The organism is Pseudokineococcus sp. 5B2Z-1, from assembly GCF_037482305.1.
Lineage (GTDB): Bacteria > Actinomycetota > Actinomycetes > Actinomycetales > Quadrisphaeraceae > Pseudokineococcus.
On record NZ_JBBHZG010000007.1, the window covers coordinates 129,512 to 151,933 of the forward strand.

The 22,422-nt window shown below is 76.5% G+C and carries 23 protein-coding genes and 1 pseudogene; 15 read left to right on the forward strand and 9 right to left on the reverse strand.

The window, feature by feature from the left end; translation table 11 throughout:
• Positions 1–105 precede the first annotated feature (105 nt).
• On the reverse strand, positions 106–951 hold the full coding sequence (locus WDV85_RS15565) for a helix-turn-helix transcriptional regulator (protein ID WP_339571501.1): 846 nt from the start codon (positions 949–951) through the stop codon (positions 106–108).
• 270 nt (positions 952–1,221) lie between these two features.
• Here WDV85_RS15565 and WDV85_RS15570 point away from each other — a divergent pair, with 270 nt between their 5' ends.
• The 4 genes from WDV85_RS15570 to WDV85_RS15585 all read left to right on the forward strand — a co-directional run bounded on the left by WDV85_RS15570 (position 1,222) and on the right by WDV85_RS15585 (position 4,040).
• Positions 1,222–2,202, forward strand: a complete 981-nt coding sequence (locus WDV85_RS15570; protein ID WP_339571502.1) for an SDR family oxidoreductase — start codon at positions 1,222–1,224, stop codon at positions 2,200–2,202.
• Positions 2,199–2,690 (forward strand): VanZ family protein, encoded by a 492-nt coding sequence (locus WDV85_RS15575; protein ID WP_339571503.1) that lies wholly within the window; start codon positions 2,199–2,201, stop codon positions 2,688–2,690. The genes WDV85_RS15570 and WDV85_RS15575 overlap by 4 nt, the downstream gene beginning before the upstream one ends.
• 101 nt (positions 2,691–2,791) lie before the next feature.
• Positions 2,792–3,619, forward strand: a complete 828-nt coding sequence (locus WDV85_RS15580) for an oxidoreductase (protein ID WP_339571504.1) — start codon at positions 2,792–2,794, stop codon at positions 3,617–3,619.
• 55 nt (positions 3,620–3,674) lie between these two features.
• A complete protein-coding gene (locus WDV85_RS15585; protein ID WP_339571505.1) occupies positions 3,675–4,040 on the forward strand; it encodes a VOC family protein in 366 nt (121 codons plus the stop codon).
• A gap of 46 nt (positions 4,041–4,086) precedes the next feature.
• Here the strand turns inward: WDV85_RS15585 and WDV85_RS15590 are convergent, their stop codons facing one another.
• Positions 4,087–4,722, reverse strand: a complete 636-nt coding sequence (locus tag WDV85_RS15590) for a TetR/AcrR family transcriptional regulator (RefSeq protein WP_339571506.1) — start codon at positions 4,720–4,722, stop codon at positions 4,087–4,089.
• A gap of 54 nt (positions 4,723–4,776) precedes the next feature.
• On the opposite strand from WDV85_RS15590, the gene WDV85_RS15595 reads away from it, so the two are divergent.
• Positions 4,777–5,583 carry an SDR family NAD(P)-dependent oxidoreductase gene (locus WDV85_RS15595; RefSeq protein ID WP_339571507.1) on the forward strand — a complete coding sequence of 269 codons (807 nt, stop codon included), beginning with the start codon at positions 4,777–4,779 and terminating at the stop codon, positions 5,581–5,583.
• 109 nt (positions 5,584–5,692) lie between these two features.
• Positions 5,693–6,418 (forward strand): annotated as a pseudogene (locus WDV85_RS15600) (SDR family NAD(P)-dependent oxidoreductase); the annotation flags it as partial.
• 67 nt (positions 6,419–6,485) lie between these two features.
• Here WDV85_RS15600 and WDV85_RS15605 read toward each other — a convergent pair.
• A complete protein-coding gene (locus WDV85_RS15605; RefSeq protein ID WP_339571508.1) occupies positions 6,486–6,734 on the reverse strand; it encodes a DUF2630 family protein in 249 nt (82 codons plus the stop codon).
• A 237-nt stretch (positions 6,735–6,971) separates the two neighbouring features.
• On the opposite strand from WDV85_RS15605, the gene WDV85_RS15610 reads away from it, so the two are divergent.
• On the forward strand, positions 6,972–7,520 hold the full coding sequence (locus WDV85_RS15610) for a hypothetical protein (RefSeq protein ID WP_339571509.1): 549 nt from the start codon (positions 6,972–6,974) through the stop codon (positions 7,518–7,520).
• On the opposite strand, the gene WDV85_RS15615 is transcribed toward WDV85_RS15610, so the two are convergent.
• Positions 7,493–8,803 carry a YbfB/YjiJ family MFS transporter gene (locus WDV85_RS15615; RefSeq protein WP_339571510.1) on the reverse strand — a complete coding sequence of 437 codons (1,311 nt, stop codon included), beginning with the start codon at positions 8,801–8,803 and terminating at the stop codon, positions 7,493–7,495. The two genes, WDV85_RS15610 and WDV85_RS15615, sit on opposite strands and share 28 nt — an antisense overlap.
• A gap of 21 nt (positions 8,804–8,824) precedes the next feature.
• Between WDV85_RS15615 and WDV85_RS15620 the strand changes: the two genes are divergently transcribed.
• Positions 8,825–9,439, forward strand: coding sequence for a TetR/AcrR family transcriptional regulator (locus tag WDV85_RS15620; RefSeq protein ID WP_339571511.1), 615 nt, complete (start codon positions 8,825–8,827; stop codon positions 9,437–9,439).
• Between the two features lie 130 nt (positions 9,440–9,569).
• Positions 9,570–10,058: a GNAT family N-acetyltransferase gene (locus WDV85_RS15625; RefSeq protein WP_339571512.1), complete on the forward strand. Its 489-nt coding sequence runs from the start codon at positions 9,570–9,572 to the stop codon at positions 10,056–10,058.
• 220 nt (positions 10,059–10,278) lie between these two features.
• On the opposite strand, the gene WDV85_RS15630 is transcribed toward WDV85_RS15625, so the two are convergent.
• Both WDV85_RS15630 and WDV85_RS15635 read right to left on the reverse strand, forming a co-directional pair.
• A complete protein-coding gene (locus WDV85_RS15630) occupies positions 10,279–11,145 on the reverse strand; it encodes a hypothetical protein (protein WP_339571513.1) in 867 nt (288 codons plus the stop codon).
• A 1,407-nt stretch (positions 11,146–12,552) separates the two neighbouring features.
• Entirely contained in the window at positions 12,553–12,810 is a 258-nt protein-coding gene (locus WDV85_RS15635) for a hypothetical protein (RefSeq protein ID WP_339571514.1), read from the reverse strand.
• A 251-nt stretch (positions 12,811–13,061) separates the two neighbouring features.
• Here WDV85_RS15635 and WDV85_RS15640 point away from each other — a divergent pair, with 251 nt between their 5' ends.
• From WDV85_RS15640 to WDV85_RS15665, 6 genes are all read left to right on the forward strand, one after another.
• Positions 13,062–13,340, forward strand: coding sequence for a hypothetical protein (locus WDV85_RS15640; RefSeq protein ID WP_339571515.1), 279 nt, complete (start codon positions 13,062–13,064; stop codon positions 13,338–13,340).
• 270 nt (positions 13,341–13,610) lie between these two features.
• Positions 13,611–15,497 carry a molecular chaperone DnaK gene (dnaK, locus tag WDV85_RS15645; protein WP_298806817.1) on the forward strand — a complete coding sequence of 629 codons (1,887 nt, stop codon included), beginning with the start codon at positions 13,611–13,613 and terminating at the stop codon, positions 15,495–15,497.
• Positions 15,494–16,171, forward strand: a complete 678-nt coding sequence (locus WDV85_RS15650) for a nucleotide exchange factor GrpE (RefSeq protein WP_339571516.1) — start codon at positions 15,494–15,496, stop codon at positions 16,169–16,171. The genes dnaK and WDV85_RS15650 overlap by 4 nt, the downstream gene beginning before the upstream one ends.
• 141 nt (positions 16,172–16,312) lie before the next feature.
• Positions 16,313–17,380: a DnaJ C-terminal domain-containing protein gene (locus WDV85_RS15655; RefSeq protein WP_339571517.1), complete on the forward strand. Its 1,068-nt coding sequence runs from the start codon at positions 16,313–16,315 to the stop codon at positions 17,378–17,380.
• Positions 17,381–17,399: 19 nt separating this feature from the next.
• Positions 17,400–17,852 carry a heat shock protein transcriptional repressor HspR gene (locus WDV85_RS15660; protein ID WP_339571518.1) on the forward strand — a complete coding sequence of 151 codons (453 nt, stop codon included), beginning with the start codon at positions 17,400–17,402 and terminating at the stop codon, positions 17,850–17,852.
• A gap of 128 nt (positions 17,853–17,980) precedes the next feature.
• The gene (locus WDV85_RS15665; protein WP_339571519.1) at positions 17,981–18,946 is read left to right on the forward strand and encodes a DUF808 domain-containing protein; all 966 of its coding nucleotides are present in this window, start codon (positions 17,981–17,983) and stop codon (positions 18,944–18,946) included.
• Positions 18,947–18,966: 20 nt separating this feature from the next.
• On the opposite strand, the gene WDV85_RS15670 is transcribed toward WDV85_RS15665, so the two are convergent.
• The 3 genes from WDV85_RS15670 to WDV85_RS15680 all read right to left on the reverse strand — a co-directional run bounded on the left by WDV85_RS15670 (position 18,967) and on the right by WDV85_RS15680 (position 22,331).
• Entirely contained in the window at positions 18,967–19,881 is a 915-nt protein-coding gene (locus WDV85_RS15670; RefSeq protein ID WP_339571520.1) for a carbohydrate ABC transporter permease, read from the reverse strand.
• 192 nt (positions 19,882–20,073) lie between these two features.
• Positions 20,074–21,036, reverse strand: coding sequence for a carbohydrate ABC transporter permease (locus WDV85_RS15675; RefSeq protein ID WP_298992988.1), 963 nt, complete (start codon positions 21,034–21,036; stop codon positions 20,074–20,076).
• Positions 21,033–22,331 carry an ABC transporter substrate-binding protein gene (locus WDV85_RS15680; RefSeq protein WP_339571521.1) on the reverse strand — a complete coding sequence of 433 codons (1,299 nt, stop codon included), beginning with the start codon at positions 22,329–22,331 and terminating at the stop codon, positions 21,033–21,035. Before WDV85_RS15680 ends, WDV85_RS15675 begins: the two co-directional genes overlap by 4 nt.
• Between the last annotated feature and the right edge of the window lie 91 nt (positions 22,332–22,422).

The following is a 22,422-nucleotide window of genomic DNA, read 5'->3' on the forward strand; positions in this document are numbered from 1 at the left end:
ACCAGCGGGCACCCCCGGAGCCGTGCGCTCCGCGTCCCGGCCAGGCTGCGGGGTGGGTGTCCTCGCCGCACCTCGCGCCGTCGTGAGCGCCCTCGGGCGCAGGGCCTACGAGGCGGTCATCCGCTGCGTCCCGAGGACGGCGAGCACCTGCAGCTTCTCGTGGTCCTCGGTGCCGGGCTGGGCGGTGTAGACGAGCAGCGAGTGGGACTGGTCGGGGTCGAGCAGCCGCTGGCAGCTGAGCGAGAGGGGGCCGACCTCGGGGTGGACGAAGCGCTTGACGTCGTCGGGCACCAGGCCGACCTCGTGCTGGTCCCACAGCGCGCGGAACTCGTCGTGGTCGCGCAGCAGGTCGACCAGGTGCGCGGCGCGGGAGGCCGGGCCCCGGAGGGTGACGACGCGGCGCAGGTGCGAGACGTACAGCCGTGAGAGGTGGTCGTGCTCGGCGGGGTGGTGCCGGCTGCGGGCGCCCGGGTCGGTGAACCAGCGGTACCCCACGCTGCGCGCCGGCCCGGTGAAGCGGGTGCTGTCGCCGAGCAGCGCCGTCGCCAGGGGCGTCTGCCGCAGCGTCTCGCCCAGCTCGCTGACGACCTCCGCCGGCGTGTCGACGAGGCGGTCCATGATGCGCTGGAGCCCCGGGCTGACGTGCGAGCTCGCCGCGCCCCGCGGGGGCGGCTGGTGCCCGGCGAGGCGGAAGAGGTGGTCGCGCTCGTCCAGGGTGAGGTGCAGTCCCTGGGCCATCGAGGCCACCATCTCCGCCGACGGCTGCGGGCCCCGCTGGCGCTCGAGCCGCGCGTAGTAGTCGGTCGACATGTGGCACAGGGCTGCCACCTCCTCGCGGCGCAGCCCGTCCGTGCGCCGCCGCGGGCCCCGGGGCAGGCCGACGTCCTCGGGCTGGACCGCCTCGCGCCGGGTGCGCAGGAAGTGCGCCAGCCCCTCCCTGTCGACCGCCACCGCGGACCTCCCGTCCCCCAGGGCGCCGCGGACCGGCGCCCGGGTCGTGTCTACCCGTGCGGCGGCGCGGCGAGCCACGACCTGCCGGTCCCCCTCTCGCAGGGGCGACGGGTCGCGGGCGCGCCGCCACCGGCGCAGGGGCGGACCGGCGGTCCGTGGCTCCGCGGGTCCCTTGTCCCGGTCCGGGCGGTGGCGGAGCGTCGGGCTCACGCCGATCCCGGCGCCGTCGGGACCCACCGGCGACCACCGCAGGACCACCAGGAGGACCCGATGCCCCGCCCTCGCAGCACCACGACCCTGCCGGACCTCTCCGGCCGCCTCGCCGTCGTCACCGGGGCCAGCGACGGCGTCGGCCTCGTCGTCGCCCGCCGGCTGGCCGCCGCCGGGGCCGAGGTCCTGCTCCCCGTCCGCAGCGCCGCCAAGGGCCGGGCGGCGCTGCGGGCCATCACGGCGGCGGTGCCCGACGCACGGGTCTCCCTGCGCGAGCTCGACCTGGCGTCGCTCGCGTCCGTCGCCGCGCTCGGCCACACGCTCGCGGAGGAGGGCCGCCCCGTGCACCTCCTCGTCGCCAACGCCGGCGTCATGACGCCGCCGGCGCGCGCCATCACGGCCGACGGCCACGAGCTGCAGCTCGGCGTCAACCACCTCGGGCACGTCGCCCTCGTCGCCCACCTGCTGCCGCTGCTGGCGGCCGGGCGCGCCCGGGTCGTCTCGCAGATCAGCATCTCGGCGATGCGCGGCTCGGTGCGCTGGGACGACCCGGACTGGGAGGACCGCTACGACGGCCAGGCCGCCTACTCCTCCTCGAAGATCGCGCAGGGGCTCTTCGCCCTCGAGCTGGACCGGCGCAGCCGGGCCCACGGCTGGGGCCTGACGAGCGCGCTGTCCCACCCCGGCGTCGTGCCCACGGGCCTGCTCGCCGCCCGGCCCGAGATGGGCCGCGACCGCGACACCCCGCAGGTGCGGCTCATCCGCCACCTCTCGCGCTGGGGCCTCGCCGGCACCCTCGAGACGGCGCCGCTGCCCGCGCTCGTGGCCGCCACCGCGCCCGAGCCCGTGGGCGGGCTGATGTTCGGCCCGCGGGGCCTCGGCCACGTGAGCGGCGGCCCCGCCGAGCAGACGCTGTTCCGGCCGCTGCGCAGCACCGCCGACGCCGCGCGGGTCTGGGGCTGGTCGCAGCGGCTGGCGGGCGTCCGGCTCCCCAAGGGCGCGCTCGAGCCGGTGGCGCCGTGGCGGGGCGCCACGTCGTGAGCGGGCGGACGTCGACGGCGCCCGAGGTGACGTCGTCGACGGCCCCGCGCTCGCGGCGCCGGCGGGCCGCGGTGGCGCTCGTCGCCGCCCTCCTCACGGCCGCCGTCACGCTCACCCCGGTGGGCGAGGGGTGGGCCTGGGGCGCCCCGGGGGAGGAGCTGCGCTGGTACCTCGCCGGGCTCGACCACCCCGGCACGCTCGTGCAGCTCCTCGGCAACCTGCTCCTGCTCGTCCCGCTCGCGCTCGCCGTCCACCGGCTGGAGGTGCGGGTCGCCCGTCCGCGGGTCCTCGTCGCGCTGGCCGGCGGCGCCGCGGCCTCGATCGAGGTCCCGCAGCTGGTGCTCCCGCTCGGCCGGGTCGTCTCGCCGCTGGACGCGGTGCTCAACGCGACCGGCGCCGTGGTGGCCGTGGTCGTCGCCGAGGCGCTGGCGACGGCGGCTCGCACCGGCCGCCGTCCGGCCCGCACGGCGCGCGCCCGGGCGGCCTGAGGCCGCTGGACCGACCGTCTCGCCTCGCGCCGGGGCCGACGGGTCGCCAGGGTCGTGGGGCCGGCGCGGACGCGCCGGAGCGCGACGACGACGGAGGACGCATGGCCACCTGGCTCATCACCGGATGCTCGACGGGGCTCGGACGCTCGCTCGCCGAGGCGGTCCTCGAGCGGGGCGGGCAGGCCGTCGTCACGGCGCGCGACCCCGGGTCGGTGCAGGACCTCGTCGACGCCCACCCGGAGACGGCGCTCGCGGTCGCGCTCGACGTCACCGACGGCGAGCAGGTCCGGGCCGCCGTCGCCGCCGCGGAGGAGCGCTTCGGCGGCGTCGACGTCCTCGTCAACAACGCCGGGTACGGCTACCGCGGCGCCGTCGAGGAGGGCGACGAGGGCGACGTCGCGCACCTGTTCGCCACGAACGTCCACGGACCGGTCGCCATGGCGAAGGCCGTGCTGCCCGGCATGCGGGCCCGCCGCAGCGGCACGATCGTCAACATCTCCTCGATCGGCGCGCGGGTGTGCCCGCCCGGCTCCGGCTACTACGCCGCGACGAAGGCGGCGCTCGAGGGCCTCAGCGGGTCGATGCGCGCCGAGCTCGCGCCCCTCGGCGTCACCGTCATGGCGGTCGAGCCGGGCGGCTTCCGCACCGACTTCGCGGGGCGGTCGCTGACGGGCACGCGCGTGGTCGTCGAGGACTACGACGAGACGGTCGGGGCCCGGCGCAAGGAGAACGACCGCGCCCACGGCACCCAGCCCGGCGACCCCGCCAAGGCCGCCGCGGCGATGATCACCGCCGTCGAGTCCGGGCGGGCGCCCGGGCTGCTCATGCTCGGCAGCGACGCCCTGTCCTCGATCGACCGGGTGCTCGACGCCCAGCGCGCCGAGATCGACGAGTGGCGCGAGCTCAGCGCGAGCACCGACCTCGACTGAGGGCTCGGTCCGGCGAGAGCCCCACGGGGGCCGCGCTCACTGCCACGCTGGGCTCGTGGACGTCTCGAGCGTGACCGTCGGGCTGCCGGTGAGCGACCTGGCCCGGGCGGTGGCCTGGTACCAGCGGGTGCTGGAGCTGGGGGAGCCCGACGTCGAGATCGGTGACGACCTCGTCGAGTTCCAGGTCGGGCCGGTCTGGTTGCAGCTCGGGCAGGGAGTCACGGCCCGCTCCGGCGCCGAGGTCGTCCTGCGCCTCGGGGTGGCCGACGCGGCGGCCGAGCGCACGCGGATGGTCGGGCTCGGCGTCGAGGCCAGCCCCGTCGAGCACGTCGAGGGGGTGGTGGACCACTTCGAGCTCCACGACCCGGACGGCAACCGGCTCGGCGTCTACGCGCTGGTGGAGGGTTCCCCGACGCCGTAGGGGCCGTCGCTGCGGCGCCGTCCGGTCCCCGCTCGCCGCCAGGGGCTCAGGACCTGGTCGGCGTCCCTGTCGTCGCGGGAGCGTGCAGCGTCGCCCACGCGGTGTCGAGCGCGGCCTCGAGGGGCCAGCTCGCGCGCTCGGGCTGGCTGAGCAGCAGCCCGCCCTGGATGGCGGCGAGCACGGACGTCGCGAGGCGGTCGGGGTCGGCGGCCGGGTCGATGCTCCCGGCGGCCTGCATGCGGCGGACCCCGGCGGCGAGGCGGGTGCGCCAGGTGGTCCACGCCGTCCGCAGGAAGGCGGCGGTCTCGGCGTCCGTGGCGGCCATCTGCGCGGTGAGCGACCCGATGGGGCAGGCCCAGCGCCCGAGGCCCAGGTAGTACGCCTCCAGCCCCCGGCGCCACGCCTCCCACGACTCCCACGTCGAGAGGTCCGACAGGTGCGGCTCCTGCGCGGCGAGCAGCTGCTCGCCCTCCCACTGCGCCACGGCGCGCACCAGCTCCGCCTTGCCGCCGGGGAAGTAGTGGAAGAGCTGGCTCTTGCTCGTGAGCGTCGTGGCGCGGACGTCGTCGAGGCTCGTCCCGTCGACGCCCGCGTCGAGGATCCGCAGCGCCGTCGCCTCGACGATGCGCTGGCGCGTCGCCCGCCCCTTCTCGGTCAGCCCGCCCGTCGTCCGCTCGCTCACGCCCACCAGCCTACGTCGCTGGACCGCCTGGTCCAGCCGTGCTAAGAATGGACCATGCAGTCCAACGAGCAGACCCTGTCCGCCCTGCCCCGCGACGCCCGCCTCGCGGGCCGCACCGCCGTCGTCACCGGCTCGTCCAGCGGCATCGGCGAGGCCGTCGCCCGCGTGCTGGCCTCCTCCGGCGCCGAGGTCGTCGTGCACGGCCGCGACGCCGCCCGCACCGAGGCGGTCGTCGCCGCGATCCGCGCCGACGGCGGCACCGCGCACGCCGTCACCGCCGACCTGGGCGCGTCCCCCGACGCCGTCCGCGACTTCGCCCGCGAGGCCACCGCCGCGCTGGGCGGCCGCGTCGACGTCCTCGTCAACAACGCCGGCGTCTACCCCGCGGGGCCCACCGCCGCGACGTCCGACGCCGAGCTCGAGGCCGTGTGGGCGCTGAACATCCGGGCGCCCCACGTGCTCGTCGGCGCCCTGGCGCCCGCGATGGCCGAGCGCGGCAGCGGCGCCATCGTCACCGTCGGTTCCTGGATGGCCCGCACCGGCGTCCCCTTCGGCGCCGTGTACACCGCGAGCAAGGCGGCGACGGAGCAGTTCACGCGCACCTGGGCCGCCGAGTACGGCCGGTCCGGCGTCCGCGTCAACACCGTCGCCCCCGGCGCCACGTCGACCCCGGGCAACGCCGGCGCCGAGGAGGCGCTGGCCGCCATGACCGCGACCACGCCGGCGGGCCGCCCCGTGCGCCCCGTCGACATCGCCACGGCCGTGCGCTGGGTCGTCACCGACGAGGCCGCCTTCGTCCAGGGCGCGCTGCTCGACGTCGACGGCGGCCTCTCGGCCACCCGTTACCTGCAGCCGGCCTGAGTCGTGGCCACCGCCAGCCCCCAGCCCTCGACCGACCGACCAGACCCCGGAGCCCCGGCCCGCCGCGGTCGGCCCCCTCGCCCGCCTCGCGGGGAGGACGGCGCTCGTCACCGGCGCCACCAGCGGCATCGGTCGCGCCACCGCCGCCCGCCTGGCCGCCGAGGGCGCGTTCGTCGCCGTCGGCGGCCGGGACGTCCGGCGCGGCGAGGCCGTCGTCGCGGAGATCGCCGCGGCGGGCGGGCGCGCCGTCTTCGTGCCCGTCGACCTCGACGGGACCGAGGCGACCTCCCACGACGCCGCCGCCCGCGCGGAGGCGGCGCTCGGCGGCCGCGTCGACGTCCTCGTCAACAACGCCGCCGTCGTCTCGGTGTCCTCCACGGCGCAGACGACGGAGGCCCAGCTCGCCGAGGCCTGGGCCGTCAACGTGACCGGGCCCTTGTTCCTCGTGGCCCGGCTCGCCCCGGCGATGGCCGCCCGCGGGGGCGGCGCCGTCATCGGCATCAGCTCGTGGATGGCGCAGGGCGGCACGCCGGTGGTCCCGGCGTACTCGGCGTCCAAGGCCGCGGCGGACGCGCTCGTCCGGAACTGGGCCACGGAGTTCGGGCCCGCCGGTGTCCGCGTGAACTCCGTGAGCCCGGGCGTCGTGCGCCCCGTCGACGACCGGTCCGACCCGGGCTGGCCGTCGGTCGTGGGCACGCCGCTCGGCCGCTTCGTCCGCCCCGAGCAGGTCGCCGCCGCGGTGGCCTACCTGGCGAGCGACGACGCGGAGGGCGTGCACGGCACGCGCCTCGACGTCGACGGCGGCCGGACCAGCACCGCGGTCGTCGCCGGCTGAGGTCCTCCGGGCGCCCCTGGCGCTCGTCGCCGGGACCGGACCCGCCACGGCTCCCCGGCGCGCACGGCTACCGCAGGTGCTGCTCGACCACCCGGGCGCTGCGGTCGGGAACGGCGGCGGGGGCCTCGTCGTGTGCACGACGCGCCCGGAGCAGGCGTCTCAGCTCCCACAGGCGGTCCTGCTCGAGCCGGACCTGGCGGAGCCGGTTCTCGTCGTCGACCGACCTGCTGACCCGCTGGAGGAGCCGGTGCTCCTCGGCGACCAGCTCGGTGAGGTCGGCGGCCAGGTCCTCCGGGCGGAGCGGCTGGGCGGTCATGGCGTCTCCCTGGGGTGCGGGCCTGGGGCGCGGGGCGTCGGTGCCGGCGGTTCCGCTGCCGCGGCGGCGTGACGCGACATCGTCACCGTGGTTCCCGCCCTGTGGGGGGCGCGCGGGGCGATCGGGGTCCACGACCTGCCGCGACGGGCTTCCGCCGGGTCCCCGAGTCGGCTCCGACGTCTCGCTGCACCGCGCCGTGACCGCCTCCTCGGCTGCGTGGGGCGAGAGGGTGGGGCGGTGACGCGTGCGACGGCGACAGGTGGACGGCGCTCCTGGTCGGAGCGCCCCCGCTGGTGGTCGCGCTGGGCGGTGCTCGCCCTCGGCGTCTTCGGGGCGACCTGGGTGAGCACCGCGGCGCAGGGGAGGGACCCGCGGGAGGACGCGGCGCTGAGGGCGACGCTCGCGGCGGCCGCGAGCGCCGGCTCCCTCGTGGGCCTGCGCCGCGACCACCGCCTGTGGCGGCAGCTGGAGGGCGAGGTCCCCGGCGGTCGTGAGGCGCTGCTGGACGCCGAGGGGGTCGTGCGCCGCGGCGCCTCCCCGACCAGCGACGCGCAGCGCCGACTGGCCGTGCGGGTCGCCCTCCTGCGCCGGCGCGAGCTCGGCGGGCGCTGGGCGCCGCGGCTGCTCGCCGTCGTCGGCGTCGCCCTCCTCGTGCTGGCCGTCGCGGCGTCCCCCTGGTGGGCGGTGCTGGGGCTCGCGGCCGGTGCTGCGGCCGTCGGGACGTCGACCGCCGTCGTTCGGCTCGACCGGCGGCGACGTCAGCTCGAGGACGTCATCGGGGCGTAGCGGCCGGCGTCACTGCGGGCCCAGGGCGAGAGGGCCCGCCCCGCACTTGGGTGCGTCCGGCCGGGGAGCACGAGCGCAGCGCTGAAGACGACGACGGCGCAGACGCCGAAGGCCGCAGGCAGGCCGACCTGCGCGGCCAGGGCGCCGGTGGCGGAGGCGCCGACGGCCTGCCCGGCGGTGAGGGCGACGAAGAGCGTCGCCGTCGCCGGTCCGGCGGCGTCCGGCCGCAGGTGGCCGGCCCAGGCGATGAGGACGCCGGACAGGGCCGTGTAGGCGCCGCCGAAGACGGCGCCGGCGACGGCGGCGAGCGCCACCTGCCCGGGGGCGACGGCGAGGGCAGCCGTCGCCGCGGCCGTCAGCGTGACCGTGAGTACCCAGGAGCGGCGAAGCCCGAGCAGTCGCACGGCGTCGCCGCTGGCCGCGCCGAGGACGGCCGCCGCGCCGAGGAGCACCCACAGCGCCGCGGTGGTCCGCTCGGGCAGGCCGCCGGTGGTGGTGACGAGGTCGCGCCCGAAGGTCCACACCGCCGCGCTGCCCAGCCCCGCGACGGCGGCGGCCAGCACCGGCCGCGCCATCGTCCGGTGCGACGACCTCGGGGTGCCCGGTCCGCCACGCCCCCCGCCACGCCGTCCGGCGTAGCGCTCCGGTGGTGGGGCGGGCCAGGTGGTGGAGCGGTCGACGACCGCGACGGTGAGCACGGCGGCCACGGCCGCGGCGAACCACACGGGGCGCCAGACCTGGGGCGCGGCGAGGACGGCCGCGCCGGTGACGGCGACCCCGATGCCGGTGCCGGCGTTGACGACCGACTGCGCCCGGTCGACCAGCGGGCCGCGCGCGGTGGAGGCCACGGCGACGACCAGCGACGGCGAGGCCGCGCCGGCGGCGCCCCCGGCGACGAGCACGCCCACGGCCAGCGCCGCCGCCGACCACGACAGCGCCACGAGGAGGGCGCCCGCGGCGGCCAGGGCGGCGGCCAGCCACAGCGCCGTGCGCGCCCCGCGCGCCGCGATGAGGCGCTGCGCCACGAGGGCCGCCACGCAGTAGGCGGCGAAGCTGCCGGAGGCGATGGCGCCGGCGAGGCCGGGCGACAGCGAGAACTCGGCCGACAGCTGCGGCAGCTGCAGGCCGTAGCCGAAGCGGACGACGCCGTAGGCCACGGCGATGAGGCCGGTCCCGGAGGCGACGAGGGAGCGGACGCGCCGAGCCTCCCCGGGCTCGGCGTCCCCGGGCGCGCGTGTGCTCGCGCTGTCGCTCGACGACAACTGTAACGATCGCTTCATCATAATGGTCGTTACAGTAAGGGCATGCCGACGACGACCGCACGCCGACCGGCCCGCGAGCGCCTGCTCGACGCCGCCGAGGAGCTCTTCTACGAGCACGGCATCGCCGCGACCGGCGTCGACGCGGTGCTGAAGCGTGCAGAGGTGGCGCCGGCGACCCTGTACGCGCACTTCGCGGGCAAGGACGGGCTCGTCGCGGCGTACCTGGAGCGCCGGCACCAGCGCTGGCGCGAGGCCTGGGACGCCGCGCTGGCGCGCTGCGGTGACGACGCGGACGCCCGGGTGCTCGCGGTCTTCGACGCGCTCGCCGGCTTCCCCGCGGAGCCGGGCAGCGCCCGCGGGTGCGCCTTCCTCGCGGCCTCGGTGGAGGTCGTCTCCCCCGAGCAGCCCGCGCACCGGTGGCTGGTCGAGGACACCCGGCTGCTCGTCGACCGGCTCCACGCGCTGTCCGCGGCCACCGGCGCCGCCGACCCGGCGGCCCTCGCGGCCGAGCTGCTCGCCGTCTACGACGGCGGGCTCGCCGCCCGGGCTCGGCGCGCCGTCACCGGCGGGGCGCAGCCCGCGCCGCCGCCGGTGCGCGACCTCGCCGCCGCGGCCGTGGCGCGCCATCGCGGCGGCGGGCCGGGCGCGGGCGGCTGACCGACGCGGGAGGGCCGTCGTGAGCCTCGCCGCGACGGCCGCCCCGACCTGGCGGTCGGACGCGATCGCGCCGCGGCCCTCCTCGGCCGATGTCCTCGCCACGCGGCTGTCCTGGTGCGAGGGTGCCGCCGTGACGGCGATCGGCGTGCGGCCCATGACGCAGGAGGAGTTCGGGGCCTGGCAGCACCAGGTCGCCCGCGCCTACGCGGACGAGCAGGTCGCGGCCGGCAGCTGGCCCGCCGAGGGTGCTCTGGAGCGGGCGCTGGAGGGCAACGTCCGCTGGCTCCCGCAGGGGCTGGACACCCCGGACATGCTGTTGCTGCGGGCCGTCCTGCCCGACGGCGCACCCGTCGGTCGGGTGTGGATCGGGCTGCGTCACCCCAAGGGGGCGCCCGACTGCGGCTTCCTCTACGACATCGAGGTCGACGCCGAGCACCGCAGACGCGGACTGGGGCGGGCGCTGCTGGAGCAGGCCGAGCTCGCCGTGCGCGCCCGCGGCGTCGGCTCCCTCGAGCTCGACGTCTTCGGCAGCAACACCGGCGCCGTCGGCCTGTACGCCTCGGCCGGGTACGTCGTGGTGACCCAGCAGATGCGCAAGCACCTGAGGACGGCCGACTGACTCCTGGGGACTCGCTGGAGTCGTCGTGGCCGCGACCAACCAACGTGCTCTGTCCCACCGTCGTGTCAGCACGTACGTCTCACGATCTCGTCGCGACCTCAGCGCAGCACGCCCTCGAGGAGCTCGCCCGTCGGCACGCCCGCCGTCCGACTCGAGTGCGGGCCGGAAGGCCGGGGCCAGGGTCTGTGCGGTGGGTCGGTAGCTCGCGGGGATGGGTGCGTCATGGGCGATCGCTCGACGCGACGGGCAGAGCTAGGACGAGGCGGGCCGCTGCCTCGTGCGCAGGGAGCTCGGCCGCCGTCACCGCGGGCCGGTCGCGGGTGAGGGCGTCCAGGGCCAGGAGGCGGAAGAGCAGGGCCCGCACGAGCAGCTGCGGTCCGCACGGGCCGAGATCGGCGAGGGCGACGAGCTCCGGGCCCGCGTCGTGCCACAGGAGGCCGTCCGCCACGACGACGGCCACGGCTGCGGCCGCGGGGCGCCGGTAGGGGGACAGGTCGATGACGGTCGGCGCCCCGTGCCCCTCCCGGCGGGGGAGCAGCACGTTGCCGGTGAGGTCACCGTGGACGAGCTGATCCGGGAGCGCCTGCGGCAGAGCGCCACGCGCTCCCAGCAGCCGCGCCACCAGCGGAGCCGTCACCGCCCCGGGCCTCGGTGTCGTCTCGCCCCAGGCGGCGCGGTCGGCGTCGGCCCACGGGTCCCGGCGTCCGGCCAGCCACCTCGGGACGGGCTCGCGCGACAGCGCCGCGTGCAGGGCGCGGGCCGTGTCCAGCAGCTCGCGCCAGCGTCCGGCAGGGCTCTCGACGCCGTCGACGTGCTCGCCGGCGCTCCACCCGTCGACCACCCAGCGTCCGTCGCCGCTGCGCAGGGGTCGGGGCAGGCGGACGTCGGAGGAGCGGAACCGCCCGGCGACCTCGGAGGCCCAGGCGCTCGCGACGACGCCGGGCGCCGGCAGCAGGACCGCCTCGCCGACCCGGACGGCCAGCCCTCGCCCGCCGAGCAGCGGCTGCTGCCGCCCGGAGAGCCCGAAGGCCGCGAGGACGCGCGCGGGCACGGGGCCGCCGTCCTCGAGGACCCCACCGTCGCTCACGCGACCACCGTCCCGGACGCGGGGCGTCTCGGGGCGGGTCCTGCTGCGGACCCGGAGGCAGGACGTGGCCGGCACGCGCGGGACCTCACCCGGTGGTCCGCCGCTCGGCCGACGTGCGAGCGGCGCGGCGATGGCTGCTCGACCTGGCGGTCGGACGGCGGATCCGTCTCGAGCCACCGCCCGGAGGGTGCCGCGATGGCGCCCACCGGACCCGTGCGGGCGGAGGCGAGCACGTCGGGCGTCACCTCCGGACCGAGCGCGAGGCGGACGGCCTCGCAGCACTCGTGGGGCGAGGCGTCGAGGAAGGGGACCGGCGGGCAGACGGCGACCGCGAAGGACTCGCCCATCGCCAGCTCGACGACCACGAGCCCTCCTCGCCAGCGACTGGGTGACGCGCGCCCGAGCCGCCGAGGCCACCCGGCCCGTGCGCGGCGCCCACCGCGGCCGTGGTCCACCGCACGTCCGGGGGGCCATGGTGCCCGGGCGCGGCGCCCGTGGTGGCCGGCGGCCGCGACGTCGAGGCTGCAGCCACCACGGAGGCCGTCCGCGACGACAGGCTCGATGTCGTCGCCGAGGCGGAGGTCGTCGCCTCGGAGCGGCCGCACGAGAGACCGCGAGCCCCGTCTCGCGACGCCGGTCCGGTGCCCGCCCGGGTCGTGCCGGCGGTGGGGGCCCCGCGGCGGGGGCCCGGGCGCTGCTGCGCCAGCCCGTCGAGCTGGTCGACCACGGGTTCGCCGTGCTGCGGTCCGCGTCGCTTCAACCAGCGGTGGTCCTCCCGCCGTCGGCTCTCGCGGTCGTGGTCGCGTTCGTCGGGACGAGGGCCGGGCGCCTGGTGGCACGACGGCGCAGCCGGGCGACCAGGTGACCGACCCCCTCGCAGGTCGGTGCCGCCGGGCCCGCACCGCCGCGGCCCACGTCGCGGAGTGGCTGACCTCGCTCGCGCCGCGGCGGCTCCGACGGACGGGAGCCCTCTTCGGGTGGTCGTCGGCGTCCGACTCCCCGGTCGTGCTCCCGGTCCGGGCGGCGACCCCGCGGAACGAGGGACGGGGACTGCTGCATGCGCAGGTACCGCAGTTCGGGTGTCACCTACTCGTGCAGCGGTCCCGGCCAGCGGCCCGAGGGCGGTGCTGACCGGGGTCGCGCGGACCTCGCGGGCGAGGACGGCCAGAGGCGCCGGTCTCGCCCCCACGTGGACGGCCGGAGCTCGCCCGCGGCCCCACCCGCCCACACCGGGGACGCCGGGACTGCCGCCCGGCGTCCGGGTGCTCCTCGTCGCCGGGTGCGGGTGCCTACCCACCCCTGGCCAGGCTCGCACCCCCGCCGGCTGACGCCTCTCGGGGCGCGGCCCCCGCGCGTGCGACGGCGAAGATGCGCGCTGGACGCCGCCACCGACGGCCGCCACGACCGTCAGGCCTGACTGAGGAGGGCCGCGAGGCCGCCCACGACCACGAGCAGCAGCGCGGCTACGGCCAGCAACCACCGGCGCGCGGAGGGGTGAAGCAGCGCCGCCACGACGGACGGGACGACGGCGCACAAGACCGCGCCGATCCCGAAGGTCAGCTGCGAGGGGGTGCTGTAGTCCGGCGGCTCCAGCGACGAGGTCCAGGCGATGTTCGAGGCGAACACCCCCCACAGGCAGTACATCCCGCCGACCAGGCCGATCACGCCCAGGACACCGACGAGCGCAGCGCGTGCGACTTCGGGCAGCATGCCGGCCCTCGCCGGTGTCCTGGTAGAGGTCATCGCACGGTCACGCTGTCGCACCGTCGGGTGCACCCGGCCCACTCATCCGTCCCCCTCGCGCTCAGTGATGCCGGCGGGACGCTAGAGAGGGGAGCAGCCTCCAGGGGCTGTTCTCGGAGAACTTCCTCCGAGGTCGCTCGAACGGCTCAGGAAGCCGGGCGACCTTTCGCCCAGTGCTCACGCGCACCACGGCGCAGGCAGGGAGGGCGGGCCCGCACGACCAGCTGCTGGGCCAACAGCTCCTCGCCGGTGGTGGAGACGCGCGCACGCACGCCGTTCCCCGCGGCCATGCTCAGGCGAAGGAGCTGCGGCTGACCGTCCACGTCGCCGGCCCCGACCTCGTGGCCCACCGCCGCGACGGCGTCGAGCACTCCCGCTGCCTGATGCGCTCGCGGGCCAGGTCACCACCTGCCGTGCCACCCCGGGCGATCATCGTCGGGCCGTCGGTGTGACACGAGATCCGGACGACGACACGGCGGTGGCACGAGATCCGTGCGACGACACGTTGCGGCGGATCCCACGGGCAGGCGGCGGCGGCGGCGGCAGCAGCAGCCAGGCGGAGGGAGCGCCGCCACCGGGAACACCCGCCCCCCTGCTGCAGTTGAGTGAGGCAGGCTCAACTACGGCGGCTCCGGTTTGACAGCGCGCACCGCCCGTCGCAAGGTTGAGCGCACTCGGCTCAAGACCTGAGCGACCACGCGCAGCACCCAGGAGGACCCCCCATGGCTCGAGCGGTCGGCATCGACCTCGGCACCACCAACTCCGTCGTCTCCGTCCTCGAGGGCGGCGAGCCCACCGTCATCGCGAACGCCGAGGGCGGGCGCACCACCCCCTCGGTCGTCGCCTTCGCCAAGTCCGGCGAGCCGCTGGTCGGCGAGATCGCCAAGCGCCAGGCGGTGACGAACGTCGACCGCACGATCACGTCGGTCAAGCGCCACATGGGCACCGACTGGTCCACGGAGATCGACGACAAGAAGTACACGGCGCAGGAGATCTCCGCCCGCGTGCTGCAGAAGCTCAAGCGGGACGCGGAGTCCTACCTGGGCGAGACGGTCACCGACGCCGTCATCACCGTCCCGGCGTACTTCAACGACGCCGAGCGCCAGGCCACCAAGGAGGCCGGTGAGATCGCGGGCCTCAAGGTGTCCCGCATCGTCAACGAGCCCACCGCCGCCGCGCTGGCCTACGGCCTCGACCGCGGCAAGGAGGACGAGCTGATCCTCGTCTTCGACCTCGGCGGCGGCACCTTCGACGTCTCCCTCCTCGAGGTGGGCAAGGACGCCGAGGACGGCTTCTCCACGATCCAGGTCCGCGCCACGAGCGGTGACAACCGCCTCGGCGGCGACGACTGGGACGCGCGCGTCGTCCAGCACCTCGTCACCACGGTGAAGAACAGCTCGGGCGTCGACCTGTCCAAGGACAAGATCGCCATGCAGCGCCTGCGCGAGGCGGCCGAGCAGGCCAAGAAGGAGCTCTCGTCCGCGACGAGCACCAACATCTCGCTGCAGTACCTGTCGATGACGGAGAACGGCCCCGTCCACCTCGACGAGAAGCTCACCCGCGCGCAGTTCGAGCAGATGACGAAGGACCTGCTCGACCGCACGAAGGAGCCCTTCAACCGGGTCATCTCCGACGCCGACGTCAAGGTCGGCGACATCGACCACGTCGTCCTCGTCGGCGGCTCCACCCGCATGCCGGCCGTGGCGGACGTCGTCCGCAGCCTCACCGGCGGCAAGGAGCCCAACAAGGGCGTGAACCCGGACGAGGTCGTCGCCGTCGGCGCCGCCCTGCAGGCCGGCGTCATCGGCGGTGAGCGCAAGGACGTCCTGCTCATCGACGTCACCCCGCTGTCCCTCGGCATCGAGACCAAGGGCGGGATCATGACCAAGCTCATCGAGCGCAACACGGCCATCCCGACCAAGCGCTCCGAGGTCTTCACGACGGCCGACGACAACCAGCCGTCCGTGCAGATCCAGGTCTTCCAGGGCGAGCGCGAGCTGGCGCAGCACAACAAGCCGCTCGGCAACTTCGAGCTCACCGGCATCGCGCCGGCGCCCCGCGGCATCCCGCAGATCGAGGTCACCTTCGACATCGACGCCAACGGGATCGTCCACGTCTCGGCCAAGGACCGGGGCACGGGCAAGGAGCAGTCCATGCAGATCACCGGGGGCAGCGCGCTGTCCAAGGAGGAGATCGACCGCATGGTCAAGGACGCCGAGGCCCACGCGGAGGAGGACAAGAAGCGCCGCGAGGAGGCCGAGGTCCGCAACCAGGCCGAGCAGCTCCTCTACTCCACGGAGAAGTTCCTCGCCGACAACGACGACAAGCTCCCCGAGGACGGCAAGTCCGAGGTCAAGGGGAAGGTCGACGCGCTGCGCACCGCGCTCGCGGGCGACGACGTCGAGGCCGTGAAGTCCGCGCAGGAGGAGCTCGCCACGGCGAGCCAGACCCTCGGCGCCGCCATGTACGCCCAGCAGCAGGAGCAGGGCGCGGGCGACGCCACGGCCGAGGGCGCGACCGCCGGCGACACCGGCTCCGCCAGCGCCGACGACGACGTCGTCGACGCCGAGATCGTGGACGAGGACGAGCGCAAGGACGACGCCAAGTGACGGCCGGAGCCACCGGACCGGAGCAGGGCGGCGACCCCCAGCGCGACCCGCGCGAGCCGGACCCGGTCGTCCGCGACCGCCGGCGCGTGGACCCGGAGACCGGCGGGCTGCGCGAGCAGCCCGCCGGGCCGGGCGAGGACGCCGCGGCGGGGGAGCAGGGCGCGAGCGCCGCGGCCGACCCGGACGCCAGCGCCTCCGACCTCACGGCGGAGGACGTCCTGGCGGACGCGGCCGGCGGCGAGGACCTGCGCGCCGCGCAGGCCCTGGCCGACCAGCGGCTGGAGGACCTGCAGCGCCTGCAGGCCGAGTACGTCAACTACCGCAAGCGGGTCGACCGCGACCGGGACGTCTCGGCCACCGCGGCGAGGTCCTCGGTCTTCGAGGCCCTGCTGCCCGTGCTCGACGACGTCGTGCTGGCCCGCACCCACGGGGGCCTGGCCGAGGGGCCCGCGGCCTCCATCGCGGACAAGCTCGAGGGCACCCTCGAGCGGCTCGGCCTCGAGCGCTACGGCGAGGCGGGCGAGGCATTCGACCCCGCCGTCCACGAGGCGCTCATGCACGGCCACGCCGAGGGCATCGAGGTCACCACGGTGACCCAGGTGCTCCAGCCCGGGTACCGGGCGGGCGGCCGGGTCCTGCGCGCGGCGCGCGTCGCCGTCGCGGACCCGCAGTAACAGGCAGCACCACCGGCGCCCCGTCCGGCCACCCGGCCGGGCGGGGCGCCGCGCGCCGCCCCCGAGGGGTGCGCGCACCAGCACGAGCAGCACCGGCAGGCGGGCCCGCCCGCCGCCGAACGAGCAGGTGAGGAGCCGCGGGTGTCCGGGCAGGACTGGATCGAGAAGGACTTCTACGCCGAGCTCGGCGTGCCCAAGGACGCCAGCGCGGCCGACGTCAAGAAGGCCTACCGCAAGCTCGCCCGCACGCTGCACCCCGACGCCAACCCGGGGGACGCGGCGGCGGAGAAGCGCTTCAAGGAGGTCGGCGAGGCGTACTCCGTGCTCTCCGACGCCGACAAGCGCCAGCAGTACGACGCCGTGCGCGCCATGGCCGGCGGCGCTCGCTTCAGCGCCGGCGGCGGGGGCGCGGCCGGGCCCGGCGCGGGCGGCTTCGAGGACCTCTTCGGCGGCATGTTCGGCCAGGGCGGCCAGCGGGCCCGCTACGGCCCGGGCCCCGGCGCGGCGGGCGGCCGCGGCGCCGGTGCAGGTGGTGCCGGCGGCACGCCGCCCGGCTTCGAGGACCTGCTCGACGGCATCTTCGGCCAGGGCGGCCCCGGCGCCGGCTTCGGCGGCGGACCCTCGCGCCCGCGCCAGGGCGCCGACGTCCAGGCGTCCACGACGCTCGACTTCACGACGGCGGCCGAGGGCTCGACGACGACCCTGCGCGCCGGCGACGGCACCACGGTCACCGCGCGCATCCCCGCCGGCGTCCGCGACGGCCAGAAGATCCGCCTGCGCGGCAAGGGCGCCTCCGGGGGCCCCGGCGTCCCGCCCGGCGACCTCGTCATCACCGTCGCGGTGCGCCAGCACCCCGTCTTCACCCGCGAGGGTGACGATCTGCGCGTCACCCTCCCCGTGACCTTCGCGGAGGCCGCGCTCGGCGCCGACGTCGAGGCGCCCACGCTCGACGGCGGCACCGTGCGGCTGCGCGTGCCCCCGGGCACGCCGTCGGGCCGCGTGCTGCGGGCCCGCGGGCGCGGCGTGACGACGGCGAAGCGCACCGGCGACCTCCTCGTGACCCTCCAGGTCGTCGTCCCGCAGCGGCTCTCGGACGAGGCGCGCGCGGCCGTCGAGGCCTTCGCCGCCGCCACGAGCGGCGACGACGCGCGCGGCGACCTCCTGCGGGCCGCGCGCGGCGCGAGCGGCCGCAGCGGGGCGCGCTCGTGACGCGGGGAGTGGAGCCGCGATGACCACCTCGGCGTCCGACCCGCGGGGCGCCGGCGCGCCCGAGGTCGACGTCGACGCGGCGGTGCTGCCGATCTCCGTGGCGGCCGAGCTGGCGGGCATGCACCCGCAGACGCTCCGCCAGTACGACCGGCTCGGGCTCGTCGAGCCCCGCCGCTCGGCCGGCCGCGGGCGGCGCTACAGCCTGCGCGACGTCGCCACCCTCCGGGAGGTGCAGCGCCTGTCCCAGGAGGACGGCGTCAACCTCGCCGGCATCAAGCGCATCCTCGAGCTCGAGCGGAGGGTGCTCCGGCTGTCCGAGGAGGTCGAGCGGCTGCGCGCCCTCGTGGGCGCGCAGCGCCGCGTGTTCACCGCCGACCCGTCGGGCGACGTCGTCGCCGGGCAGATGGGGCGGCGGGTCAGCCGCTCCCGCGCCGGGGCCGCGCTCGTCCTGTGGGACCCGCGCCGGCGCTGACCCCCGGTCGGGTGCTCCCGACCCGGCTCCGCCCGAGGTCACGGGCGCGCGGGCCCCGGGCGCGGCAGGATGCCCGCGGCGCCCGCGCGGGGCGGGCGCCGTGCGTCGACGCTGAGAGGGGGCCGGTCGTGAGCGCTGGTCTCGTGGCCCTGCTGGACGACGTCGCGCTGCTCGCGCGCGCCGCGGCCGCCTCCCTCGACGACGTCGGCGCCGCAGCGGCGCGGGCCGGCGCCAAGACGGCCGGGGTCGTCGTCGACGACACCGCCGTGACGCCGCAGTACGTGCGGGGACTGGCCGCCGAGCGCGAGGTGCCGATCATCCGCCGCATCGCGGTGGGCTCCCTGCGCAACAAGCTGCTCGTCATCCTGCCGGTCGTGCTGCTGCTCAGCTGGCTGCTGCCGGTGGCGCTCACCCCGCTGCTCATGCTCGGCGGCGCCTACCTCTGCTTCGAGGGCGCCGAGAAGGTCTGGGGCCGGCTGCGCGGCCACGGCGCCCACGGCGCGGCCGCGGCGGAGGGGGAGCTGCCCGACGAGGACGCGCTCGTGAGGGGCGCGGTCCGCACCGACCTCGTCCTGTCGGCCGAGATCATGGTCATCGCGCTGGACGAGGTCGTCAGCGAGCCGTTCCTCACGCGCGCCGTCGTCCTCGCGCTCGTCGGCCTCGCCGTGACGGTGGGCGTCTACGGCGTCGTCGCGCTCATCGTCAAGATGGACGACGCCGGGCTGCGCCTCGCCGAGGCGCCGTCCGCGGCGGTGGCCCGCCTGGGCCGGGGGATGGTGGCGGCCCTGCCGAAGCTGCTCACGGTCCTCACCGTCGTCGGCACCGCGGCGATGCTGTGGGTCGGCGGCCACCTGCTCCTCGTCGGCGCCGACGAGCTCGGCCTCACCGCGCCGTACGACGTCGTGCACCACGCCGAGGAGGCCGTGGCCGAGGCGCTGGGCGCGGCCGGCCCGGTGGCCGGGTGGCTCGTCGCGACGCTCGCCGCCGCGGTGCTGGGGCTCCTCGTCGGCCTGCTCGTCGTGGCGCTGGTGCACGCCGTCGAGGTCGTCCGCCACCGCCGGGGCGCGACGGACGCGGCCCCCTCGGCGCACTGAGAGCGCCCCGGTGCGCGGCGTCAGCCCTTGACGGCCCCCGACGCCAGCCCGGCGACGTAGAAGCGCTGCAGCGCCACGTAGAGCACGACGCACGGGATCATCGCGACGACGGCACCGGCGGCGAGCAGCCCGTAGTCCACCTGCCCGTAGGCGCCCTGCTGGAGGTTGAGCAGCGCGACGGGCAGCGTGTAGAGCTCCTGGCGCGTCAGGAAGGTGAGCGCCCCGAGGAACTCAGTCCACGAGACGAGGAAGGCGTAGAGCGCCGTCGTGGCGATGCCCGGGGCCACGAGCGGGCGCAGCACGGAGAAGAAGGTGCGCGACGTGCCGGCGCCGTCGACGAAGGCCGCGTCCTCGAGGTCGGCGGGGACGGTGGCGAAGGAGTTGCGCATGACGAAGATGCCGAACGGCAGGTTGACGGTCGTGTAGAAGAGCACGAGCCCGAGCAGGCTGTCGGTGAGCCGCATGGCGTTGAGCTGCAGGAACAGCGGCGTGAGGATCGCCTGGAAGGGCACCATCATCGTCAGCAGCACGGCGCCGAAGGCGACGCCGGAGAAGCGGAAGCGGAAGCGCCCGAAGCCGTAGCCGGCGGCCGTGGCGACGACCGCCGTCAGCGCGGCCGTGCTGAGGGAGACCACGAGGCTGTTCGCCGTCGCCCGCAGCAGGCCCTGGCCGCCGCCGAGGCGGGTGAAGTTGCTCGTCTTGAGGTCGAAGAAGCTGCTCCACGAGGGCGCCGACGTGATGACGGCGTCCGGCTGGAAGGCGCGCAGCAGGGCCCACAGCAGCGGTGCGAGGAACACCACCACGGCGAGGACGCCGGCGCTCACGTAGAGCGCGACCTTGGTGCGGCTCTCCGCGTGGCCGGCCGCGCTGGCTCGTGGGGGTGCGTCGCGCACCTCGTCGGCGCCTCGACCCGTCGTGGCCGTCGTCGTCGCCATCGTCATCTCCGGGGCAGTGGTGGGGAGGGGGGGGACAGGGGGGGGGGGGGGGAGGGGGGGGGGGGGGGGGGGAGGGGGGGGGGGGGGGGGGGAGGGGGGGGGGGGGGGGGGGAGGGGGGGGGGGGGGGGGGGAGGGGGGGGGGGGGGGGGGGATGTCACCCCCCCCCCCTCCCCCTTCCACCCGGGAGGGTGTCAGTCGCGCTCGCGCAGCAGCCAGAACTGGGCCGCCGTGATGAGCCCGACGACGAGGACGAGCACGAGCGACAGCGCCGTCGCGGCGCCGACCTGCAGCTGGACGAAGGCCCGGTTGTAGATGTTGAGCACGACCGGGGTCGTCGCCGTGCCGGGCCCGCCCTGGGTGAGGATGAAGAACTGGGTGAACGCCAGGAACGAGCCGATGACCGAGATGATGAGGCTCATCGCGATGGGCCGGCGGATCATCGGGATGGTGATGCGGAGCTCCCGCTGCCACCAGCTCGCGCCGTCCATCTCCGCGGACTCGTAGGCCTCGCGGGGCACGCCCTGCATGCCCGCGACGAGCAGGAGCATCGTCAGGCCCGAGACGCCCCAGACGACGAGCACGCAGATGAGCCCGGTCGCGAGCGGCCCGTCGACGAGCCACGCCGTCTGCCCGTCGGTGATGCCGAGGGCCTCGAGCACGAGGTTGACCGCGCCGCTGCCGGGCTGCGCCTCGAGGACGAGCAGGAAGCTGAGGGTGGACAGGCCGATGACGTAGGGCAGGAAGAACAGCGTCCGCAGCGCCGTCGAGCCGCGCCGGTTCGCGCGGACGACCACGGCCATGAGGTAGCCGACGACGAGGATCGGCCCGGTGACGATCGCCGTGTAGAGCAGCGTGTACCCGACGGCCTGCTGGAAGGCGGTGTCGCTCGCGATGGCGGTGAAGTTGGCCAGACCCACCCAGTCGTAGTCGCCGATGAGGGGCCAGTTGGTGAAGGAGATGCCGACCGCCAGCACGAGCGGCAGCAGCACGAAGGCGACGACCATGACGACGGCCGGCAGCACGAGCAGGAAGCCCGTGCGCTCGCGGTGGGTGAGGGTGCCGAGGGACGTCCGGCGGGTCGGCGCCCGCCCGCCGGCGGCGGCGCCCGTGGTCGCGGACGCCCCGGTGCCGGCGGACTGCGCGGGCGCGCTCATCGCTGGGCCTGCTCGAGGATGCGGTCGTACGCCGCCTGGCCGGTCTCGAGCGCCGCGTCGACGTCGCCGCCGAAGACGGCCTCCCGCACGAGCGCGAAGTAGGGGCTGTCCGGCTGGTTGTAGAGCAGGTTGTACGGCAGCGTCCGCGGCGCGAAGCCCTGGCTGATCTGGTCCAGCGGCAGCACCGCCAGCGGGAAGTCCTGCCGGTAGCGGTCCGTCGCGGCGTCGGACCGGATCGGGATGAAGCCGTTCTCGGGGAGCCGCTCCTGCTGGGCGACGTCGAGGGCGAAGCGGATGAACTCCCAGGCGCCCGAGGGGTTGCGGGCGCCGCGCGGCATGCACATGTTGTCGCCTCCGTCGAAGAACGCCGTCCCGCCACCGGGGCCGGGCAGCAGCCGGACGCTCGTCCGCGCCTGCATGTCCGCGTCCGCGGCGAGGACGGCCGAGCTGAAGTTCGAGGGGAAGAGGCCCACCTGGCCGGCGCGGAAGTCGGCGCCCCACGTCGTCCCCGCGTCGGCGTAGGCGCCGGGCTGCAGCGAGCCGCCCGTCTGCAGGCGCCGGTAGAGCTCGAGGACCTGCCGCAGCGTCGCGTTGCCGGCGATGTCGCCCGTCTGGGAGCCGACGTCGCCCTCGAGCAGCCGGGCGCCCGTCGCCCACGTGTGCGGCTGGGTGACGAACCCGATGATCCCGGCGGCGTTGCCCGGCAGGGACCAGCCGATCGAGCCGTCTCCCAGGGCGGCCACCCGCTCGGCGGCGTCGACGGCGGCCTCCATCGTCGTCAGGGAGGCCGGGTCGACCCCCGCCCGGTCGAGCAGGTCGTCGTTGGACCAGAGCATCGAGACGTCCGCGAGGAAGGGGACGCCGTAGACGCGCTCGCCGACCGTGGCCAGCTGGAGGTGGCCCGGGCTGAGGAGGTCGGCGTAGGGGAGCGAGCGCACGAGCGGCGTCATGTCGGTGAAGACGTCGCGGAAGATGAAGAGCATCGCGTTGATGTCGTCGATGTCGACGACGTCGGGCACCTCGCGGCCGCGGATCGCCGTGGCGAGCTTGGTGACGTACTGGCCGTCGAGGACCGGCGTCACCTCGACGCGGATCCGGTCCTGGCTCGCGTGGAAGGCCTCGACGACGCCCTGCACGCCCGCCTGCGTGGCGCCGCGCGTCCACACGCGCACGACGCCGCTCGCGTCCTCGCCGAAGCCGGCCGCCGTCACGTCCGGCTCCGGCAGCTGCCCCGCGCACCCCGCGAGCGCGCCCGCGCCCGCGAGCGCGAGCAGCGACCTCCTGGTGAGCTCCATCGCCCCTCCGTCCTCCTCCGACCGCGCCCCCGTGGGGCCGCGGCGCCTCCCCGGGCGGCGGCGTCGCCGTCCGGGTGGTGCCCGCGCCGCC

Excerpts from the sequence above, each read along its gene's own strand:
- WDV85_RS15615 (WP_339571510.1), bottom strand. The coding sequence starts at position 8,803 with ATGATGAAGCGATCGTTACAGTTGTCGTCGAGCGACAGCGCGAGCACA.
- WDV85_RS15595 (WP_339571507.1), top strand. The coding sequence starts at position 4,777 with ATGCAGTCCAACGAGCAGACCCTGTCCGCCCTGCCCCGCGACGCCCGC.
- WDV85_RS15675 (WP_298992988.1), bottom strand. The coding sequence starts at position 21,036 with ATGAGCGCGCCCGCGCAGTCCGCCGGCACCGGGGCGTCCGCGACCACG.
- dnaK (WP_298806817.1), top strand. The coding sequence starts at position 13,611 with ATGGCTCGAGCGGTCGGCATCGACCTCGGCACCACCAACTCCGTCGTC.
- WDV85_RS15570 (WP_339571502.1), top strand. The coding sequence starts at position 1,222 with ATGCCCCGCCCTCGCAGCACCACGACCCTGCCGGACCTCTCCGGCCGC.
- WDV85_RS15580 (WP_339571504.1), top strand. The coding sequence starts at position 2,792 with ATGGCCACCTGGCTCATCACCGGATGCTCGACGGGGCTCGGACGCTCG.
- WDV85_RS15620 (WP_339571511.1), top strand. The coding sequence starts at position 8,825 with ATGCCGACGACGACCGCACGCCGACCGGCCCGCGAGCGCCTGCTCGAC.
- WDV85_RS15680 (WP_339571521.1), bottom strand. The coding sequence starts at position 22,331 with ATGGAGCTCACCAGGAGGTCGCTGCTCGCGCTCGCGGGCGCGGGCGCG.
- WDV85_RS15605 (WP_339571508.1), bottom strand. The coding sequence starts at position 6,734 with ATGACCGCCCAGCCGCTCCGCCCGGAGGACCTGGCCGCCGACCTCACC.
- WDV85_RS15660 (WP_339571518.1), top strand. The coding sequence starts at position 17,400 with ATGACCACCTCGGCGTCCGACCCGCGGGGCGCCGGCGCGCCCGAGGTC.
- WDV85_RS15670 (WP_339571520.1), bottom strand. The coding sequence starts at position 19,881 with ATGGCGACGACGACGGCCACGACGGGTCGAGGCGCCGACGAGGTGCGC.